Genomic DNA, 13,665 nt, shown 5'->3' with positions numbered 1-13,665 from the left:
CATGTCCATCCCCGCAACAGAGGTCGCCGTACTCGACGCGGCTCCGGCGCCCACCCCCTCCAAGCGAGCCAGGCTGCGCTTCCTGCGCGGTGGCAAGACCCTCACCGGGCTCTCCATCCTGGGGTTCTTCACGCTGCTCGCCGTCATCGGGCCGTGGATCGCGCCGTACGACCCCGACATGATGAGCGACAAGCTGCTCCAGCCGCCGTCGGGCGACCACTGGTTCGGCACCACGCAGACCGGTCAGGACGTGCTGTCGCAGATCCTCGTCGGCACCCGGGGTGTCCTCCTGGTGGGCTTCGTCGCCGGATTCTTCGCGACGGTGCTCTCCGTGCTGGTCGGCGTCACCTCCGGATTCCTCGGCGGCGTCCTGGACGAGATCCTCTCGGCGCTGTCCAACATCTTCCTCGTCATCCCGGCGCTGCCGCTGATCATCATCATCGCCAGCTTCGTCTCGGACGCGGGCGACCTGCTGATCGCCGTCGTGATCGCCTTCACGTCATGGGCGTGGGGCGCGCGTGTGCTGCGCGCCCAGACCCTGTCGCTACGACGGCGCGACTACGTCGAGGCGGCGAGAGCCACCGGTGAGCCGACGTGGCGGATCATCGGCTTCGAGATCATGCCGAACCTCACCGCCGTGATCGCCTCCGGCTTCGTCGGCACCGTCATCTTCGCCGTCCTGCTGGAGATCACCCTCGCCTTCATCGGCGTCGCCGACATCTCCAACTGGAACTGGGGCACCGTCCTGTTCTGGGCGCAGTCCAACCAGGCGCTCGCGCAGGGCGCGTGGTGGTGGTTCGTACCCGCCGGGCTCTGCATCGCCCTGCTCGGCACCTCGCTCGCGCTGATCAACTTCGGCATCGACGAGTTCGTGAACCCGCGGCTGCGCACCGAGACCGGCTCGTCGCGGAAGATCCGGATGCGCGTCGGCTTCACGCCGGTGGCGCGTACGGACCGTACGAACGGGTCCGGCGGCACGACGGCGCCGGTCGCCCTGACGAAGGGGCCCGGCGCCGGCGTGAAGAGCGGTGCGAACGGCAGCGGCCCCGCCAAGGCGGCCCCACCGGAACGGAGCCCGGGGCGGAGCCCGGAACAGGCACCCGACGGCACGCCCGACCGTACGCCCGACAAGGAGCCCCGCTCATGACGACCGGTCGCCCCGTCCTCACCATCCGCGGCCTCAATGTCGATTACGGCACCGGCCCCGGCGCGGTCCACGCGCTGCGCGACATCGACCTGACCCTGCACCGCGGCGAGGTCCTCGGCCTCGCCGGCGAGTCGGGCTCCGGGAAGTCCACGCTCGCCTACGCCGTGACCCGGCTGCTCTCGCCGCCCGGCGTGATCACCGGCGGCGACGTCCACTACCACCCGCCGCAGGGCGACGCGGCCCCCGTGGACCTGCTGACGCTCACGCCGCAGGAGCTGCGCGCCTTCCGCTGGCAGGAGCTGTCGATCGTCTTCCAGGGCGCGATGAACTCCCTCAACCCCGTGCACACGGTGCACAGTCAGCTCACCGACGTGCTCAAGGCGCACCGTCCGGAGATGAGACAGGCCGAGCGCACCGGCCGCGCCGAGGAGCTGCTGAACCTGGTCGGGATCTCCCGCGACCGTCTCGGCGCGTTCCCGCACCAGCTCTCCGGCGGCATGCGCCAGCGCGTGATGATCGCGATGGCGCTCGCGCTGGAGCCCGAGATCGTCATCATGGACGAACCGACCACCGCGCTCGACGTGGTGATGCAGCGTCAGATCCTGCGCAAGCTCGTCGCGCTCCGCGAGGAGCTGGGCTTCTCGGTCGTCTTCATCACCCATGACATCTCGCTGCTGATCGAGTTCTCGGACCGGATCGCGATCATGTACGGCGGCCGGATCGTCGAGGAGGCGGGCGCAGCCGAGATCTACCGCGACCCGCGCCACCCCTACAGCGACGGGCTGCTGCACTCCTTCCCCGCCCTGCACGGGCCCCGCAGGGAGCTGACCGGCATCCCCGGTTCGCCGCCGCACCTGACGGCGATGCCGACGGGCTGCGCCTTCCATCCGCGCTGCGGCAAGGCGTTCGACCCGTGCGCCGGGCATGTACCGGTGCTGACCGCGCCGGACGACGCGCCCGAACGCACCGTCGCCTGCTGGCTGCACCACTCCGCCCCCGGTGACGCCGCCGATCCCGCCCCGGTCTCCGTGTCGGGTGCGGGGCCGGAGGCCGATCCCGGGGCCGGAGCCAGGGAATCGGCGGGGGACACCTCGGCGGCCCGCTCGGGCTGAGACCACGGACGTCCCCCCCCCGTACCACACGCCACACCACGCCTCGTGCTCCACGCGCCCGCGCCCTCGCCCGCGCCGTGCGCTCACCCATGAACCAGGAGACCCATGAACGCCACCCCCATCCAGGACCTCACCCGCCCCGCCACGGCGCTCAAGGGACTGCCCGCCGACTTCCGTTGGGGCGTCGCCACCTCCGCCTACCAGATCGAGGGAGCGGCTGCCGAGGACGGCAGGACCCCCTCGATCTGGGACACCTTCTGCCGGGTCCCGGGTGCGGTGGAGGGCGGGGAGCACGGCGACGTGGCCTGCGACCACTACCACCGTATGCCGCAGGACGTGGAGCTGATCGCGGGCCTCGGGGTCGACACGTACCGCTTCTCGCTCGCCTGGCCGCGCATCCAGCCCGGCGGGCGCGGCCCGGCCAACGCGAAGGGCCTGGACTTCTACAAGCGCCTCGTCGACGAGCTGCACGGGAAGAACATCACCCCGTGGATCACGCTCTACCACTGGGACCTGCCACAGGAGTTGGAGGACGCGGGCGGCTGGCCGGCCCGCGACACGGCGTACCGCTTCGCCGACTACGCGGCGCTCGCGTACGAGGCGCTCGGCGACAGCGTCGAGCACTGGACCACGCTGAACGAGCCCTGGTGCTCGGCGGTCCTCGGTTACGACGTGGGCGTCCACGCCCCCGGCCGCAAGGACTTCGGCGACTCGATCCGCGCCGTGCACCACCTCCTGCTCGGCCACGGACTCGCCTCCCGGCGCATCCGCGACGCCGCGGGCGACAACCCGCTCGAACTCGGCATCACCCTCAACCTCGGTACGGCCACGCCCGAGACCGACAGCGAGGCGGACCGCGAGGCCTGCCGCCGCGCCGACGGCCAGGGCCGGCGGCTCTACCTCGACCCGCTCGTGCACGGCCGCTACCCCGAGGACGTCGTCGCCGACCTGGCGCTGCACGGTGCCGAACTGCCCGTCCAGGACGGCGACCTGGAGATCATCGCCAATCCGCTGGACGTCCTCGGCGTCAACTTCTACCGGGGAGCCCTCTTCTCCGGTGTCACCGAGAGCGGCTCCCCGCTGGACGACGACGGGCTGCCCGTCACCCGCGCCGTGCCCCGTGACCTGCCCCGTACCGCCATGGACTGGGAGATCACGCCGACCGAACTCACCGACCTCCTCCTGCGCCTCCAGGAGGACTACGCGATTCCCACCGTGATCACCGAGAACGGAGCGGCCTTCGACGACACCGTCGCCGAGGACGGCTCCGTCCCGGACACCGACCGGACCGCGTACCTCGCGGACCACCTCGCGGCCGTCGCCGAGGCGCGCGCACAGGGCGCCGACGTACGCGGCTATTTCGCCTGGTCGCTGATGGACAACTTCGAGTGGGCGTACGGCTACGACAAGCGCTTCGGCATTGTCCGCGTCGACTACGACACCCAGGTCAGGACCCTCAAGGACAGCGCCAAGTGGTACCGCGACACGATCGGCCTCACCCGCGAGGCGCGATAGGTCCCACCGGACCCCGGCTCCCGCTCCCGCCCCGGCCACCAGATCGCCGAGGGCGGCGGCGGGGCCGTCCGCCCGCAGGCCCGCACGCAGCACCATTCGCGGTAACACCCCCGTACGGACATCGCTCCACTCACCCGTATCGCCAACGGAGTCAACGATGCCCCCACGTACGTCCTTACTCGCGACGACCACCCTCGCCCTGCTCGCGCTGGCGGCGCCGCTCGCCGTCGCCGCACCGCCGCAGCCGCCCGCCGTCAAGGCCGCCGCGGCGTGGAACACCGACCGCGCGGCGGAAGCCGCCGCGGCCAGACCGGCGGCCGTCACCACCTCCGGCGCCGAGAACGCCGGCACCCCCGCCGCCGCCGCCTTCGACAACAACCCCACCACCCGGTGGGCCAGCGACTTCGCCGACAACGCCTGGATCCAGATCGATCTCGGCAGCGTCATCCGCGTCAGCCAGGTCAAGCTCGAATGGGAGGCCGCCTACGGGAAGCAGTACGTGCTGGAGATCTCCCGGAACGGCACCGACTGGACCGACTTCTACACCGAGAACGAGGGCACCGGCGGCACCGTCACCGCGCACACGTACCCGCAGGAGGCCACCGGACGCTACGTCCGGATGCGCGGCATCGAGCGCGGCACCGCCTGGGGCTACTCCCTCTTCTCCTTCCAGGTCTTCGGCGGCGAACCGGCCCCCGCCTCCACGACGCGCAGCAACCTGGCGCTGAACCACCCCGCGTACGGCGACCTCTACCAGCACGCGGGCAACTCACCGGCCTTCGTCACCGACGGCGGCTGGCCCGCCGACCTCAAGGCCGACCAGTCCCGCTGGTCCAGCGACTGGAACCAGAACCGCTGGGTCGGCGTGGACCTCGGCGCCCGCTCCACGATCAACTCCGTGGACCTGTACTGGGAGGCGGCCTACGCGGTCAACTTCGACCTCCAGGTCTCCGACGACAACCGCAACTGGCGCACCGTGTACCAGCCTTCGGCGGCGCAGATCGCCGAACGCCGGGCCGACATCAAGTCGCCCGGTGACGCGGTCGGCCGGCACGACACGATCAATCTGCCGACCCCGGCGACCGGCCGCTACGTGCGGATGCTGGGCAAGGAGCGCCGCTCCTTCTACAACCCGGCCCCGTCGACGGCGCAGTTCGGTTACTCGCTCTACGAATTCCAGGTCTGGGGCACCGGCGGCAGCGCCGCGGCGGCGTACCCCGCACTGCCGCAGAACCCGGGCGGCGCCTACCGCCAGACCTTCTTCGACGACTTCACCGGCTCCGGCCTCGACCGCAACAAGTGGCGCGTGGTGCGCACCGGCCAGGAGATGGGCTCCGTCAACGGCGAGTCGCAGGCGTACGTGGATTCGCCGGACAACATCAAGACCCAGAACGGGGCGCTCGTCCTGGAGTCCAAGTACTGCAAGGGCTGCACCACGGTGCCGGGCGGCGGCACGTACGACTTCACCTCCGGCCGCGTCGACACCAACACCAAGTTCGACTTCACGTACGGCAAGGTCAGCGCGCGTATGAGGCTCCCCGTCGGCGACGGCTTCTGGCCGGCGTTCTGGCTGCTGGGCAGCGACGTCGACGACCCGTCCGTGTCCTGGCCGGGCTCGGGCGAGACGGACATCATGGAGAACATCGGCTACGCGGACTGGACGAGCACCGCGCTGCACGGACCCGGCTACTCGGCCGCCGGCAACATCGGCAAGTCGCAGACGTTCCCGAACGGCGGCAGGGTCGACCAGTGGCACACCTACGCCGTCGAGTGGACGCCGGAGGGGATGATCTTCAGCGTCGACGACCGGGTGGTGCAGACGACGTCGCGGCAGAAGCTGGAGTCGACCCGCGGGGAGTGGGTCTTCGACCACAACCAGTACGTGATCCTCAACCTGGCGCTGGGCGGCGCCTACCCCGCCGGGCACAACCAGGTCACCACGCCCTACTGGGGCCTGCCCCAGTCCAGCGTCGACAAGGTCGCGCAGGGCGGTGTGAAGGCGGAGATCGACTGGGTGCGGGTCGAGCAGAAGTAGGCGAGTGCCCGCACGGAAGCCCGGGAGGGTGCGGGGACGCCGCGCCCTCCCAGGACCCCCGTACCCCCATGAGTGACGCACCCGGGCCTCCCCGCCCGGGTGCGTCACTCGTCGTGCCCCGCGGGTCTCGCCGTGCCCCGCCGTCCTTGTCGTGCTACGACGTTCTTGTTCCGTCATATTTCACCCGCACCGGATCTTCCGCCCTCCGGTACCGTCGAATGCATGAGGACGAGGCTCTTCACCACTCTGTCCGGGTTGCTGCTCGCCTTCACGGGCGTCGCCGTCGTCGCGGCGCCGGGCGCGCAGGCAGCCACCGGCCCCGATGTCGTGGCCGAGGCCTTCAAGCAGGGTCCGGTCTATGTCGACCCGCGCGCTTCCGACCAGCTCTCCGGGGCGGACGCCGACGCGCTGACGAAGAAGATCAAGGACGCCGACAAGCCTGTCTTCGTGGCCGTCCTGCCGCAATCCGCGGATTTCGACCCTGACAACACACTCCTGAACAGGCTCCGCGCGGACACCGGTCTGTCCGGTGTGTACGCCGTACGCCTCGGCGACAGGTTCGACGCCGCCGCGGACGCGCGTGTCCTGCCGCCGAACGCCGTCCGTTCGATCACCGACGGCGCACGGGGCTCGCGCTCCGTGTCGGCCTCGACGGAGCTCAACAACTTCGTGGACCAGGCCCTCGCCCAGTCGCGCGGCCAGGCCCCGGCCGGCTGGAACACGTCATCGGACGACGGCTCCTTCGCCACCGCGGGGGTGATCACGCTCGGCGGCATCGTCGTACTGGGCGGCGCCGGTGTGTACGCGGTGCTGCGCCGCAACCGCCTCCGTGAGGAGGCGCGGGTCAAGGAAGCCCTCGAGAAGCTCCGCGTCGTCGTGGACGAGGACATCACCGCCTTCGGCGAGGAACTCGACCGTCTCGACTTCCATCCCGGCGAGAAGGGCGCCGACGACGCGATGCGCACGGACTACGAGCAGGGGCTGGACGCGTACGAGAAGGCGAAGTCCCTCATGGACTCCGCCAAGCGCCCGGAGGATGTGCGCCCGGTGACCGAGGCCCTGGCGGACGGCCGTTTCTCGCTCGCCTCGCTCGCCGCGCGGCGGGAGGGCAAACCTCTTCCGGAACGCCGTTCCCCTTGCTTCTTCGACCCCCGGCACGGCCCCTCGGTGAAGGACATGGACTGGTCACCGCCGCCCGGCGGGGCCGTCCGTCCGATTCCTGTCTGCGCGGCCGACGCGGAGCGCCTGGAGCACGGCGACGACCCGATGACCCGGATGGTGCACACCGAGCAGGGCCCGCGCCCGTACTACGACGCGGGGCCCGCGTACGGCCCCTGGGCCGGCGGCTACTTCGGCGGCGGCCTGCTCCCCGGCCTGCTGGTGGGCACCATGCTCGGCTCGATCCTGGCCACCCCCGCCTACGCAGCGGACTACGGAGGCGGCGACTACACCGGCTATGACGGCAGCTCGGGCGGTGACTTCGGCTCGGGCGGCGGGTTCGACGGAGGCGGTTTCGGCGGGGGAGGGGACTTCGGAGGCGGCGGCGGATTCGACGGGGGCGGAGGATTCTGACGGTGCCCCCGGGCGGCTCCGCCGCCCGCGCTCCGGTGCGGGTCAGGCGGCCTGCGGCTGGTTCTTGATCGCGGAGATGTCGAAGACCAGCTTGACCTTGTCGCTGACGACCACGCCGCCGGACTCCAGCGCCGCGTTCCAGGTCAGGCCCCAGTCCGAGCGGGAGATCGTGGCGCTGCCCTCGAAGCCGACGCGCTCGTTGCCGTACGGGTCGGTGGCCTTGCCGTGGAACTCGAGGTCGATGGCGAGGGGCTTGGTGACGTCCTTGATGGTGAGCTCACCGATGATGCGGTAGTCGTCGCCGCCCAGCTGCTCGGCACCCGTCGAGCGGAAGGTCATCTTGGGGAAGGTCTCGGCGTCGAAGAAGTCCGCGCTGCGCAGGTGGCCGTCACGGTCGGGCGCACCGGTGTCGATGCTCTCGATCTCGACGTCGATCGACGCGGAGGAGTTCTCCGGCTTCGAGCCGTCCAGGCTCAGCGTGCCCTCGTGCTTGCTGAAGGTGCCGCGGACGTTGGTGACCATCGCGTGACGCACGGTGAAGCCGATGCTGCTGTGCGAGGGGTCGATCGTGTAGTCACCCGTGAGGTGGGCCAGGTCGGGGTTGACCGGGGCGGTGGCTACGTCGGTCTCGGACTTGCGGTTGAACAGAGACATGGGGTTTCTCCCGGGGGGTGTTTGTTTAGCGTTCAAGTACTGACCGGAATCATAGACCCATCTCGTTCAAATTTCAACATCTTCTGTGGCGTCCCTCGATCGGCCGACACGGACCGACCGCACATGACGGTGCCCCGCCGCCCCTCCTCTTACGGAGGGGCGGCGGGGCACCGTCACGCGCCGTCGGTGACCTCAGGAACCGACCGACACCGTGAAGCGCACCGGGTTTCCGTCGTGCGCCGCGCCGGAGACGTCGGGCTCACCGTCCGGCCGGACGTCGTCGTACGGGAACGCGTACCCGATCGGAGTGTTGGCGTGCAGCACCCGCGCCCAGTGGTTGGTGGACGGGTCCTTGTAGTAGTCCGCCACCGTGGCCCCGTTCGGCTGGTCCGGATGGGTGAGCAGGGTCGAGCGGTTGAATCCGGCCGCCAGCCGCGCGAGGAGGCCCTTCTTGTCGTCCGAGTCGCCCGGGTTGTTGGTGAAGGGGCCGTGGTTGCAGGTGAAGATGTCCTTCGACGACGGCTTGGCGAAGGTGTGGCCGCTGGCGAAGGTGAGCGTGTCGCCGCTGACCCGGCCGGCCAGCACGCCGCGGCCGCCCTGGAGGTCGATCTTGAGGTCCTCCGCGGCGTACTTCTGCCACACCTGGTCGATGTAGCCGTCGAAGACGTCCCTGAAGGGCATCTCCTCCGGCCTGTCGAAGTACGGCGCCATCGCGTTCTGCGGCGCGATCACCCGCAGGACCTGGCCGTCGGCGCCGCGCGTGATCAGCTTGTCCCACGGCTGCCCGTCGGCGGCCGCCTGCGCGGTCAGGCCGTCGGCGATCTTCTGGAGGGCGCCCTCGGGCAGCGGGGCGACCTCGTGCGTGGCGTCGCCCTCCAGGGTGATCCCGATGGGCAGCGCGGTGACCAGGTCGACGTAGCTGATGTTGGAGTACAACTGCTGAGGGTTGAAGGTGAATTCGGCGAACGACCATGTGCGGCCGTAGTTGGGGTCGTTCTCGCTCGCGAACGCCGGCTCGACCAGGGAGGGGCCCGGGTTCAGAAAGAAGTCCAGCGTGTCGTCGCGTACGAAGTAGACCCGGGCGCCGAACATCTGGGGCAGCGTCAGCGTGACGGCGGCGCCGCCCGCGGGGCCCAGCGGGATGGCGCAGTCGACCGGCAGCGGGGTGTTGGCCTCGGCGGGCGACTCCGGCTTGTACACGCTGCCGTCCGCGCGGAGCAGCACCCAGCGGTCGGTGCCCTGCTCGTGACCGGTGACGTACGCGTTGACCGAACCGGGCAACGACTTGTTCACCAGGGCGAGTTCACAGGTGTCGGCGGCGGCCGACGCGCGGGGGCTGAGAGCGCTTCCCCAGACGGGGTAGGTGAGCGCCGTGGCCGCTGCGGCCGTGCCGGTCAGAAACAGTCTGCGGGATATCACGGATGTTCTCCTGAGACGTGGGGGGAACGCGGTCCGGCGCGGTACGTGGGGGGCGCGCCGTGCGTCTGCGCCCCACTCTTGCCACGTGTCCGGGACGCGTCAAGAGATACGACTGAGAGCGCTCTCAATCGTCTGGGAGTCTTCACAACCTGACGCCCGGCGTACGGTGACCGACATGTGACCCCCGGTCGGCCGTCGGCCGACTTCCGGCTGACATCTGGAGGAAACTCACAAGTGCTAGGTGCCCCGGGCTGTCGACTCGGCCCCCTCCCACCCCGGTTCTGTCCAGCCCCACCAGGAATCCGGGCAGGAGACTGTGTGGAGTCGACGGCGGCTTTTCTGCTCCGTTGTTCGTAGGGTCAGCACATGACCGTTGTGGACCAGACGCCGAGTGAGCCAGTCGACGCCCGTGGGCGCGTGGCCGAATTGCACTCGCTGCGGGGGCAGGCGCTGAACGGGCCGAGCGACCGCGCGACCGAGGCACAGCACGCCAAGGGCAAGCTGACCGCTCGTGAGCGGATCGCACTGCTGCTCGACGAGGGCTCGTTCCGGGAGGTCGAGCAGCTGCGCCGGCACCGGGCCACCGGCTTCGGCCTGGAGGCCAAGAAGCCGTACACGGACGGGGTGATCACCGGCTGGGGGACCGTCGAGGGCCGCACGGTCTTCGTGTACGCGCACGACTTCCGTATCTTCGGCGGCGCCCTGGGCGAGGCCCACGCCACCAAGATTCACAAGATCATGGACATGGCCATCTCGGCCGGTGCCCCGCTGGTCTCACTGAACGACGGCGCCGGCGCCCGTATCCAGGAGGGCGTCTCCGCGCTCGCCGGCTACGGCGGCATCTTCCAGCGCAACACCAAGGCGTCGGGTGTCATCCCGCAGATCAGCGTGATGCTCGGCCCGTGCGCCGGCGGCGCCGCCTACAGCCCCGCGCTCACGGACTTCGTCTTCATGGTCCGCGAGACGTCGCAGATGTTCATCACCGGACCCGACGTCGTCAAGGCGGTCACGGGCGAGGAGATCACCCAGAACGGGCTCGGCGGCGCGGACGTGCACGCCGAGACCTCGGGCGTCGCGCACTTCGCGTACGACGACGAGGAGACGTGCATCGCCGAGGTCCGCTACCTGCTGGCGATGCTCCCGTCCAACAACCGCGAGAACCCGCCGGTCACCGAGTCCGAGGACCCGGCCGACCGCCGCTCCGAGGTGCTGCTCGACCTGGTCCCGGCCGACGGCAACCGCCCGTACGACATGCGCAAGGTCATCGAGGAGCTCGTCGACGACGGCGACTTCCTGGAGATCCACGAGCGCTGGGCCACCAACATCATCTGCGCGCTGGCCCGGATGAACGGCCAGGTCGTCGGCATCGTCGCCAACCAGCCGCAGTCCCTCGCGGGCGTCCTGGACATCGAGGCGTCCGAGAAGGCCGCGCGCTTCGTGCAGATGTGCGACGCCTTCAACATCCCGATCGTTACCCTGCTGGACGTACCCGGCTTCCTGCCCGGCGTCGACCAGGAGCACGGCGGCATCATCCGCCACGGGGCGAAGCTGCTCTACGCGTACTGCAACGCCACCGTCCCGCGGATCTCGCTCATCCTGCGCAAGGCGTACGGCGGTGCTTACATCGTCATGGATTCGCAGTCCATCGGCGCCGACCTCACCTTCGCCTGGCCGACCAACGAGATCGCGGTGATGGGCGCGGAAGGCGCGGCCAACGTCATCTTCCGCAAGCAGATCGCCGAGGCCGAGGACCCCGAGGCCATGCGCGTACGCATGGTGAAGGAGTACAAGGCCGAGCTGATGCACCCCTACTACGCCGCGGAGCGCGGTCTGGTCGACGACGTCATCGACCCGGCCGAGACGCGCGAGGTCCTCGTCTCGGCCCTCGCGATGCTCCGTACGAAGCACGCCGACCTGCCGTCCCGCAAGCACGGCAACCCCCCGCAGTGAGCCCTCGCCCGACGGAGGCGCCCACGTCGCCGCCCGCCCGCCAAGGCCCAGCTGCCGAAGAACCTGGAGACACGAGCCCGATGAACGATTCCGCCGACAACTCCCTGCTCCGCGTCGAGAGGGGCCAGGCCGGCCCCGAGGAGCTCGCCGCGATCACCGCCGTCCTGATGGCGCGCGCCGCGAGCCGCGCCGACGCGGGCGCCGCCCCGGGCCGCCGCGGCCGCTCCACGGCCGGCTGGCGCCGTCTGGAGCGCACGCCGGGCTTCCGGGCGCCGCACAGCTGGCAGGGCTGATCCCAAGCCCTCCAGCGCCCGTACAACGCCGCGAGAGCCCCGCACGGACCACCGTGCGGGGCTCTCGCGCTGACGGGGCGCCACATGGCCCCGGGCGCCCCGCGAACGGGCCCGCCGGCCCGAACGGCGGAGGCCCCGCACTCCGAGGAGTGCGGGGCCTTTGCCGTTGTCGTCCGGCCACGTCGGTTCGGCCGGACGGGTTCAGCGAAGTCGTGCCATGAGCGCGTGCTCGACCAGAGTGATCAGCCCGCTCTTGGCGTCGGCGCGGTGCCGGGCGTCGGTCGTGATGATCGGCGTGTCCGGGCCGATCTGGAGTGCCTCACGGACTTCGTCGGGGGTGTAGGGCTGGTGTCCGTCGAAGCCGTTGAGGGCGATGACGAACGGGAGTCCCGAGTTCTCGAAGTAGTCGACGGCGGGGAAGCAGTCGGCGAGGCGGCGGGTGTCGACGAGGACGACGGCGCCGATCGCGCCGCGTACGAGGTCGTCCCACATGAACCAGAAGCGGTCCTGTCCGGGGGTGCCGAACAGGTAGAGGATCAGGTCCTGGTCGAGGGTGATGCGGCCGAAGTCCATGGCCACCGTGGTGGTGGTCTTGTCTCCGGTGTGGGTGAGGTCGTCGATGCCGGCGGAGGCGCTGGTCATGACGGCTTCGGTACGCAGCGGGTTGATCTCCGAGACGGCGCCGACGAACGTGGTCTTGCCCACGCCGAATCCGCCCGCCACCACGATCTTCGCGCTGGTGGTTGAGCGGGCTGCACCGCCGCTAGAGCTTGCGAAGTCCACTGAGCACCCTTTCGAGCAGTGTCACATCTGGTTGGCCCCCGGCGGTCTCGTCGCCGCCGGGTTGGTGAATGGCGACAAGTCCGGCCTCCGCCAGGTCGGCTACGAGGATCCGGGCGACGCCCAGGGGGATGGAGAGCAGTGCCGAAATCTCGGCGACCGATTTGATCTCGAAACAGAGCCGGCAGATCCGCTGGTGCTCGGGCAACTGCCCTTGCAGCCGTGACGGATCGGCCGTCGTGCTGACCAGTGCCTCGATGGCGAGCTGGTACCGCGGCCGCGTCCGGCCGCCGGTCATGGCGTACGGACGCACCAACGGGTTGTGCGCGGGTTGCTCCGGCTCCTGCCGGCGCCTCGGCTGTACCGGCTGGATCCGGGGTGTCCGCTGACCGTACGAGGGTTGCTGTCCGTACGGCTGTTGTTGCCCCTGTCCGTACGGTTGCTGTTGCCCGTACGGCTGTTGCTGCCCCTGACCGTACGACTGCCGTTCTCCGTACGGCTGTTGGGACGGCTGGTACGACTGCTGCTGTGGATGATACGGCTGCCCGCCGCCGTCCCACTGCCCGCCCTGACCGCCGTTCCCGCCCGGCGTGGAGGGGGAGTTGAAGTGGTTCCGGGCACGCTCACCCGGGACCTGTCGGCCACCCTCGTAAGGATGTCCGCCTGGGGGTGTTGCCACCGTTTCCTCCTCCGACTCCGGTCGCCGGTTTCTGTTCTGTGGAGCCGCGCCACCGAACCCTATGGTGCGATGGCGCGAAACGCACTGTCTGTCTGTTAGTTGAGAAGACTTCCCTGGAGTTCGGCGCGCAGGTCCGGTGTCAGCACCGTTCCCGCCCGGTCGACGAGCAGAGCCATTTCGTATCCCACCAGGCCGATGTCGGCCTCGGGGTGCGCGAGGACGGCCAGCGAGGAGCCGTCGGAGATCGACATGAGGAAGAGGAATCCGCGGTCCATCTCCACGACGGTCTGGGTGACGGCACCGCCCTCGAAGATCCTGGAGGCCCCGGCGGTCAGTGAGGTCAGGCCCGAGGCGACGGCCGCGAGTTGGTCGGCGCGGTCCCGCGGGAAGCCCTCGGACATGGCAAGCAGGAGTCCGTCGGCGGAGACCACCACGGTGTGGGACACCCCGGGGGTGTGCTCCACGAAGTTGGTGATCAACCAGTTGAGATTCTGCGCCGCCTGGCTCAT

Annotated in this window: 12 protein-coding genes; 7 read left to right on the top strand and 5 right to left on the bottom strand. The window is 70.1% G+C overall.

Annotated features, from left to right (window positions below; genetic code table 11):
- Position 1: 1 nt before the first annotated feature.
- The 5 genes from IEY79_RS00885 (at position 2) to IEY79_RS00865 (ending at position 7,381) form a co-directional block, all read left to right on the top strand.
- Complete coding sequence (locus tag IEY79_RS00885) at positions 2–1,147, top strand: ABC transporter permease (RefSeq protein ID WP_229700549.1); 1,146 nt, start codon at positions 2–4, stop codon at positions 1,145–1,147.
- Positions 1,144–2,259: an ABC transporter ATP-binding protein gene (locus tag IEY79_RS00880; RefSeq protein WP_189105271.1), complete on the top strand. Its 1,116-nt coding sequence runs from the start codon at positions 1,144–1,146 to the stop codon at positions 2,257–2,259. Before IEY79_RS00885 ends, IEY79_RS00880 begins: the two co-directional genes overlap by 4 nt.
- Positions 2,260–2,364: 105 nt before the next feature.
- Complete coding sequence (locus tag IEY79_RS00875) at positions 2,365–3,774, top strand: GH1 family beta-glucosidase (RefSeq protein ID WP_189105270.1); 1,410 nt, start codon at positions 2,365–2,367, stop codon at positions 3,772–3,774.
- Between the two features lie 157 nt (positions 3,775–3,931).
- Positions 3,932–5,809 carry a discoidin domain-containing protein gene (locus IEY79_RS00870; protein ID WP_189105269.1) on the top strand — a complete coding sequence of 626 codons (1,878 nt, stop codon included), beginning with the start codon at positions 3,932–3,934 and terminating at the stop codon, positions 5,807–5,809.
- Positions 5,810–6,031: 222 nt separating this feature from the next.
- Entirely contained in the window at positions 6,032–7,381 is a 1,350-nt protein-coding gene (locus tag IEY79_RS00865; RefSeq protein ID WP_189105268.1) for a hypothetical protein, read from the top strand.
- A 42-nt stretch (positions 7,382–7,423) separates the two neighbouring features.
- Here IEY79_RS00865 and IEY79_RS00860 read toward each other — a convergent pair whose 3' ends face one another.
- Positions 7,424–8,035 (bottom strand): YceI family protein, encoded by a 612-nt coding sequence (locus IEY79_RS00860; protein WP_189105267.1) that lies wholly within the window; start codon positions 8,033–8,035, stop codon positions 7,424–7,426.
- Positions 8,036–8,227: 192 nt separating this feature from the next.
- Entirely contained in the window at positions 8,228–9,454 is a 1,227-nt protein-coding gene (locus IEY79_RS00855; protein ID WP_229700548.1) for a glycoside hydrolase family 64 protein, read from the bottom strand.
- Positions 9,455–9,820: 366 nt separating this feature from the next.
- Here IEY79_RS00855 and IEY79_RS00850 point away from each other — a divergent pair, with 366 nt between their 5' ends.
- Positions 9,821–11,404 (top strand): acyl-CoA carboxylase subunit beta, encoded by a 1,584-nt coding sequence (locus tag IEY79_RS00850; RefSeq protein ID WP_189105266.1) that lies wholly within the window; start codon positions 9,821–9,823, stop codon positions 11,402–11,404.
- An 80-nt stretch (positions 11,405–11,484) separates the two neighbouring features.
- On the top strand, positions 11,485–11,697 hold the full coding sequence (locus tag IEY79_RS00845) for an acyl-CoA carboxylase subunit epsilon (protein WP_189105265.1): 213 nt from the start codon (positions 11,485–11,487) through the stop codon (positions 11,695–11,697).
- Positions 11,698–11,898: 201 nt separating this feature from the next.
- Here IEY79_RS00845 and IEY79_RS00840 read toward each other — a convergent pair whose 3' ends face one another.
- From IEY79_RS00840 to IEY79_RS00830, 3 genes are all read right to left on the bottom strand, one after another.
- On the bottom strand, positions 11,899–12,480 hold the full coding sequence (locus tag IEY79_RS00840) for a GTP-binding protein (protein WP_031229389.1): 582 nt from the start codon (positions 12,478–12,480) through the stop codon (positions 11,899–11,901).
- Positions 12,461–13,156 carry a DUF742 domain-containing protein gene (locus IEY79_RS00835; protein WP_189105264.1) on the bottom strand — a complete coding sequence of 232 codons (696 nt, stop codon included), beginning with the start codon at positions 13,154–13,156 and terminating at the stop codon, positions 12,461–12,463. The genes IEY79_RS00840 and IEY79_RS00835 overlap by 20 nt, the downstream gene beginning before the upstream one ends.
- A 95-nt stretch (positions 13,157–13,251) precedes the next feature.
- Entirely contained in the window at positions 13,252–13,665 is a 414-nt protein-coding gene (locus IEY79_RS00830; RefSeq protein ID WP_189105601.1) for a roadblock/LC7 domain-containing protein, read from the bottom strand.

Origin of the sequence: Streptomyces camponoticapitis, from assembly GCF_014646115.1 — a bacterium.
GTDB classification, from domain to species: Bacteria; Actinomycetota; Actinomycetes; order Streptomycetales; family Streptomycetaceae; genus Streptomyces; species Streptomyces camponoticapitis.
Note: the sequence above shows the minus strand (reverse complement) of the source record. Positions and strands in the feature narration are given on the sequence as shown.

Bases quoted from the DNA above. Each gene is read 5' to 3' on its own strand.
- IEY79_RS00830 (WP_189105601.1), bottom strand. From the start codon at position 13,665: ATGAGCCAGGCGGCGCAGAATCTCAACTGGTTGATCACCAACTTCGTG.
- IEY79_RS00880 (WP_189105271.1), top strand. From the start codon at position 1,144: ATGACGACCGGTCGCCCCGTCCTCACCATCCGCGGCCTCAATGTCGAT.
- IEY79_RS00860 (WP_189105267.1), bottom strand. From the start codon at position 8,035: ATGTCTCTGTTCAACCGCAAGTCCGAGACCGACGTAGCCACCGCCCCG.
- IEY79_RS00870 (WP_189105269.1), top strand. From the start codon at position 3,932: ATGCCCCCACGTACGTCCTTACTCGCGACGACCACCCTCGCCCTGCTC.
- IEY79_RS00845 (WP_189105265.1), top strand. From the start codon at position 11,485: ATGAACGATTCCGCCGACAACTCCCTGCTCCGCGTCGAGAGGGGCCAG.
- IEY79_RS00875 (WP_189105270.1), top strand. From the start codon at position 2,365: ATGAACGCCACCCCCATCCAGGACCTCACCCGCCCCGCCACGGCGCTC.
- IEY79_RS00850 (WP_189105266.1), top strand. From the start codon at position 9,821: ATGACCGTTGTGGACCAGACGCCGAGTGAGCCAGTCGACGCCCGTGGG.
- IEY79_RS00865 (WP_189105268.1), top strand. From the start codon at position 6,032: ATGAGGACGAGGCTCTTCACCACTCTGTCCGGGTTGCTGCTCGCCTTC.
- IEY79_RS00885 (WP_229700549.1), top strand. From the start codon at position 2: ATGTCCATCCCCGCAACAGAGGTCGCCGTACTCGACGCGGCTCCGGCG.